The 5,265-nt window shown below is 66.9% G+C and carries 2 protein-coding genes; one reads left to right on the forward strand and one right to left on the reverse strand.

Annotated features, from left to right (window positions below):
• Positions 1 to 95: 95 nt before the first annotated feature.
• The gene (locus tag ACWGI8_RS38740) at positions 96 to 1,520 is read right to left on the reverse strand and encodes a DUF2252 domain-containing protein (RefSeq protein WP_453668134.1); all 1,425 of its coding nucleotides are present in this window, start codon (positions 1,518 to 1,520) and stop codon (positions 96 to 98) included.
• A 171-nt stretch (positions 1,521 to 1,691) separates the two neighbouring features.
• On the opposite strand from ACWGI8_RS38740, the gene dnaE reads away from it, so the two are divergent.
• Positions 1,692 to 5,231, forward strand: coding sequence for a DNA polymerase III subunit alpha (gene dnaE, locus ACWGI8_RS38745; protein ID WP_453668135.1), 3,540 nt, complete (start codon positions 1,692 to 1,694; stop codon positions 5,229 to 5,231).
• The last annotated feature ends 34 nt before the right edge of the window (positions 5,232 to 5,265 follow it).

Here is a 5,265-nt window from a genome sequence, read left to right on the forward strand (position 1 = left end):
CGACCGGCCTTCGCGCCGGCCCCCGACCGAGCCCCGGACACGGCCCCCGGACACGGCCCCCGGACACAGCTCCCGGACCGGCCCCCCGGCCGGCCTTACCGCAGGCCGGGGATCTTCCCATTGCGGAACAGGTCCACGAAGATCTGGTGGTCGGCCCGCGCCCGGGCCCCGTAGCTGTGCGCGAAGTCCACCAGCAGGTCGCCGAAGCCGTCCTCGTCCGCCGCGATCGCCGCGTCGATGGCGCGCTCCGTGGAGAACGGCACGAGCGAGTGACCGCTCTCGTCGTCCGCCGCCGAGTGCATGGTGGCCGTCGCCCGGCCGAGGTCGGCGACCACGGCCGCGATCTCCACCGGGTCGTCGATGTCCGACCAGTCCAGGTCCACCGCGTACGGCGAGACCTCCGCCACCAGCTGACCGACCCGGCGTCCTCCCTCTTCGATCTCCGTCCAGCCCAGCCACGGGTCGGCGTGGTCCTGGAGCGCACGCTGCGAGATCACCGTGCGGTGGCCCTCGTGCTGGAAGTAGCCCCGGACCCGCTCGTCGGTCACGTGCCGGGACACCGCCGGGGTCTGGGCCTGCTTCATGTAGATCACGACATCGTTCTCGAGGGCGTCGCTGTTGCCCTCCAGCAGGATGTTGTACGACGGCAGACCGGCCGATCCGATACCGATACCGCGCCTCCCGACCACGTCCTTCACCCGGTACGAGTCGGGGCGCGCGAGGCTCGACTCGGGCAGCGTCTCCAGGTAGCCGTCGAACGCCGCCAGCACCTTGTACCGCGTCGCCGCGTCCAGCTCGATCGAGCCGCCGCCCTCCGCGAAGCGCCGCTCGTACTCACGGATCTCCGTCATCGAGTCCAGCAGCCCGAAGCGGGTCAGCGACCGGGCGCTGCGCAGCGCTTCCAGGAGCGGGCCCTGGGCGGTGTCCAGCGTGAAGGGCGGCACGTCGTCGTGCTTGGCGCCGGCCGCCAGGGAGTGGATGCGCTCGCGGTAGGCGGCGGCGTAGATCCGGACCAGCTCGGTGATCTGCTCGTCGCTGAGCGCCTTGGTGTAGCCGATCAGCGCCAGCGAGGCGGAGAGCCGCTTGACGTCCCAGGTGAAGGGGCCTACGTACGCCTCGTCGAAGTCGTTGACGTTGAAGATCAGCCGGCCGTTCGCGTCCATGTACGTGCCGAAGTTCTCGGCGTGGAGGTCGCCGTGGATCCAGACGCGGCTGGTGCGCTCGTCCAGATACGGGCCGCGGTGCTCGTTCCCGCCACCCCATCCTGGCTCGTTCCCGCCACCCCACCCTGCCTCGTTCCCACCACCCCACCCTGCTTCGTTCCCCGCGTGCTCCCGCTCCAGGTCGGCGTAGAAGAGGCTCGCCGTGCCCCGGTAGAAGGCGAAGGCGGAGGCCGCCATCTTGCGGAACTTCACCCGGAACGCGGCCGGGTCGGCGGCCAGGAGCTCGCCGAAGGCGGTGTCGAAGACGGTGAGGATCTCCTCGCCTCGCTCGCCGGCCGAGGGCTTGTGGACCGACATCGCTGGGTGCCTCCTGGTACATGACAAATGGGACGGGTGTTTCCGTCCCGCTCAACGCACGAAGGTAGTCGTGAGTGCCCGACCTTTGTCAGTGCAGAGCCGTAGACTTCGACGCTGTCCACCCAGACTGTCCGCAGCCTGTTGTTTGCTGTTCTCCGGAGGCCTTCCGTCGTGACCAAGCCGCCCTTTACGCACCTCCACGTCCACACCCAGTACTCGCTGCTGGACGGTGCCGCGCGGCTCAAGGACATGTTCAGCGCCTGCAACGAGATGGGCATGACGCACATCGCCATGAGCGACCATGGCAACCTTCACGGCGCTTATGACTTCTTCCATACCGCGAAGAAGGCCGGCATCACCCCGATCATCGGTATCGAGGCCTACGTCGCCCCCGAGTCCCGGCGGAACAAGCGGAAGATCCAGTGGGGTCAGCCCCACCAGAAGCGGGACGACGTCTCGGGTTCCGGTGGTTACACCCACAAGACGATCTGGGCGGCGAACAGGACCGGACTGCACAACATCTTCCGGCTGTCGTCGGACGCGTACGCCGAGGGCTGGCTGCAGAAGTGGCCGCGGATGGACAAGGAGACCATCGCCCAGTGGTCCGAGGGGCTCATCGCCTCCACCGGCTGCCCCTCGGGCGAGCTCCAGACCCGGCTGCGCCTCGGCCAGTTCGACGAGGCCCTGAAGTCCGCCTCCGAGTACCAGGACATCTTCGGCAAGGACCGGTACTTCCTGGAGCTGATGGACCACGGCATCGAGATCGAGCGCCGTGTCCGCGACGGGCTGCTCGAGATCGGCAAGAAGCTCGGCATCCCGCCGCTGGTCACCAATGACTCGCACTACACCTATGCGCACGAGGCGGGTGCCCACGACGCGCTGCTCTGCATCCAGACCGGCAAGAACCTGTCGGACCCGGACCGCTTCAAGTTCGACGGTACCGGCTACTACCTGAAGTCGACCGACGAGATGTACGCCATCGACTCGTCCGACGCCTGGCAGGAAGGCTGCCGCAACACGCTGCTGGTCGCCGAGCAGATCGACACCACCGGCATGTTCGAGGCGAAGAACCTCATGCCGAAGTTCGACATCCCCGACGGCTACACCGAGGTCACCTGGTTCCAGGAGGAAGTCAGGCGCGGCATGGAGCGCCGCTTCCCCGGCGGCATCCCCGACGACCGCCAGAAGCAGGCCGAGTACGAGATGGACGTCATCATCCAGATGGGGTTCCCGGGCTACTTCCTCGTCGTCGCCGACTTCATCATGTGGGCGAAGAAGAACGGCATCGCGGTCGGCCCCGGGCGTGGCTCCGCGGCCGGTTCGATCGTGGCGTACGCGATGGGCATCACCGACCTCGACCCGATCCCGCACGGTCTGATCTTCGAGCGCTTCCTCAACCCCGAGCGCGTCTCCATGCCCGATGTCGACATCGACTTCGACGAGCGCAGGCGCGTCGAAGTGATCCGGTATGTGACCGAGAAGTACGGCGCCGACAAGGTCGCCATGATCGGCACGTACGGCACCATCAAGGCCAAGAACGCGATCAAGGACTCCGCGCGGGTGCTCGGCTACCCGTACGCGATGGGCGACCGGCTCACCAAGGCGATGCCCGCCGACGTCCTCGGCAAGGGCATCCCGCTCTCCGGCATCCTCGACCCCCAGCACCCGCGCTACAGCGAAGCCGGCGAGATCCGGGGGATGTACGAGAACGAGCCGGATGTGAAGAAGGTCATCGACACCGCGCGTGGAGTCGAGGGCCTGGTTCGTCAGATGGGTGTGCACGCCGCCGGCGTGATCATGTCCAGCGAGACCATCACCGAACACGTCCCCGTGTGGGTCAGGCACACCGACGGTGTCACCATCACCCAGTGGGACTACCCGAGCTGTGAGTCGCTCGGCCTGCTGAAGATGGACTTCCTGGGCCTGCGCAACCTCACGATCATGGACGACGCCGTCAAGATGGTGAAGGCCAACAAGGGGATCGACATCGATCTCCTGGGCCTGCCGCTGGACGACCCCAAGACCTTCGAACTGCTCCAGCGCGGCGACACCCTCGGCGTCTTCCAGTTCGACGGCGGCCCCATGCGGTCCCTGCTGCGGCTGATGAAGCCCGACAACTTCGAAGACATCTCCGCCGTCTCGGCCCTCTACCGGCCGGGCCCGATGGGCATGAACTCGCACACGAACTACGCCCTGCGAAAGAACGGCCAGCAGGAGATCACCCCGATCCACCCGGAGCTGGAGGCCCCGCTCAAGGAGGTCCTGGACGTCACCTACGGCCTGATCGTCTATCAGGAGCAGGTGCAGAAGGCCGCCCAGATCATCGCCGGATACTCGCTGGGCGAGGCCGACATCCTCCGCCGCGTGATGGGCAAGAAGAAGCCCGAGGAGCTGGCGAAGAACTTCACGATCTTCCAGGAAGGCGCCCGGAAGAACGGCTACAGCGACGAAGCCATCCAGGCGCTGTGGGACGTTCTGGTCCCCTTCGCCGGCTACGCGTTCAACAAGGCGCACTCCGCCGCGTACGGCCTGGTCTCGTACTGGACCGCGTACCTCAAGGCGAACCACCCCGCCGAGTACATGGCGGGCCTGCTGACCTCGGTCAAGGACGACAAGGACAAGTCCGCCGTCTATCTGAACGAGTGCCGCCGCATGGGCATCAAGGTCCTGCCGCCCAATGTGAACGAGTCGGAGTCGAACTTCGCCGCGCAGGGCGACGACGTGATCCTCTTCGGCCTGACCGCCGTCCGGAACGTCGGACAGAACGTCGTCGAGTCGATCATCAAGTGCCGCAAGGCCAAGGGGAAGTACACGACCTTCCCCGACTTCCTCGACAAGGTCGAGGCGGTCGTCTGCAACAAGCGGACCGTCGAGTCGCTCATCAAGGCCGGCGCCTTCGACGAGATGGGCCACACCCGCAAGGGCCTGGTCGCCCAGCACGAGCCCATGATCGACAACGTGGTGGCGGTCAAGCGCAAGGAGGCCGAGGGCCAGTTCGACCTCTTCGGCGGGATGGGTGACGAGGAGAGCAGCGAGCCGGGCTTCGGCCTCGACGTCGAGTTCTCCGACGTCGAGTGGGAGAAGTCCTATCTGCTCGCGCAGGAGCGCGAGATGCTCGGCCTCTATGTCTCGGACCACCCGCTCTTCGGCATCGAGCATGTGCTCAGTGACAAGACGGACGCGGCGATCTCCCAGCTCACGGGCGGGGAGCACGCGGACGGGGCGGTCGTCACCATCGGCGGCATCATCTCGGGCCTGCAGCGGAAGATGACCAAGCAGGGCAACGCGTGGGCGATCGCCACCGTGGAGGACCTGGCCGGTTCCATCGAGTGCATGTTCTTCCCGGCGACGTACCAGCTGGTGTCCACCCAGCTCGTCGAGGACACGGTCGTCTTCGTCAAGGGACGGCTCGACAAGCGGGAGGACGTGCCGCGGCTCGTCGCGATGGAGCTGATGGTCCCCGACCTCTCATCGGCCGGCACCAATGCCCCCGTGGTGATCACCATCCCCACGGTGAAGGTCACCCCGCCCATGGTCAGCCGGCTCGGCGAGATCCTCGGTCACCACAAGGGCAATACGGAGGTGCGGATCAAGCTTCAGGGCGCCCGCAAGACCACCGTGCTCCGCCTGGACCGGCACCGGGTGCAGCCCGATCCCGCGCTCTTCGGCGATCTGAAGGTCCTGCTCGGCCCGTCCTGCCTGGCGGGCTGAGGCCGCGGAGGCGGACATCGCGTTCATCGCGGAC

Source organism: Streptomyces sp. NPDC054841 (genome assembly GCF_053611045.1).